The organism is Alcanivorax sp. 1008 (genome assembly GCF_020667895.1).
Taxonomy (GTDB): domain Bacteria; phylum Pseudomonadota; class Gammaproteobacteria; order Pseudomonadales; family Alcanivoracaceae; genus PGZG01.
Genome location: NZ_JAFMPS010000085.1, coordinates 1 through 629, shown reverse-complemented (window position 1 = coordinate 629; position 629 = coordinate 1). Strand labels below are relative to the sequence as shown.

Annotated in this window: 1 protein-coding gene; it reads right to left on the bottom strand. The window is 47.1% G+C overall.

Annotation, left to right across the window (positions count from 1 at the left end; translation table 11 throughout):
• Nucleotides 1-173 precede the first annotated feature (173 nt).
• On the bottom strand, nucleotides 174-629 hold a 456-nt coding region (locus tag J1C54_RS16375; RefSeq protein WP_229150036.1), incomplete at its 5' end, for an FkbM family methyltransferase.

The following is a 629-nucleotide window of genomic DNA, read 5'->3' as shown; positions in this document are numbered from 1 at the left end:
AATGAGTGCACCCAGCTCTCGGGAATACCCCTCGAAATAAGATCCTGACGCCTACCTGATTGGTCCTCAAGAGAAATTAGTAGAACTGGCACACCATTGCCAAGGTAACCGGGCATAAACCGTCGATGAATATTCGCCATATGAAGACCTGTATCACCTACTCTATGCAGACCTCAGTTTGGAAGAGCAAGCACTTCAGTATTTTCGCCATGATGACGCATACGCCGTGATATTGAATAACCATTGTCCATCAACCAGCTCTCAAAATCGGCACCATTGCAATCTGAAACCTCAATCAGCATCGCGGGACGGCAACGATCAATCGTCTTCGCAAGCCCCGCAAGAGCTTCCATCTCATGGCCTTCCACATCAATCTTAAGGAAGTCTACCTGCGCGGCAGACAACAGGTCATCGCCACGAACAAGCTTTACCCATTCACCATATACACCGGAGGCAATCATACTCCTACCAATGTTATGGGAGTTTGGAGTTATCATACGGGAAAATTCAGTACGATCCGACAACGCTAGCTTGTGAACCTCTACCTTTCCTTGAAGTTCGTTTAACAGAACATTAATAGAAAGAATCGCGTGCTGCAGTCTCATCGGCTCAAAGGCAATAATTCGCGA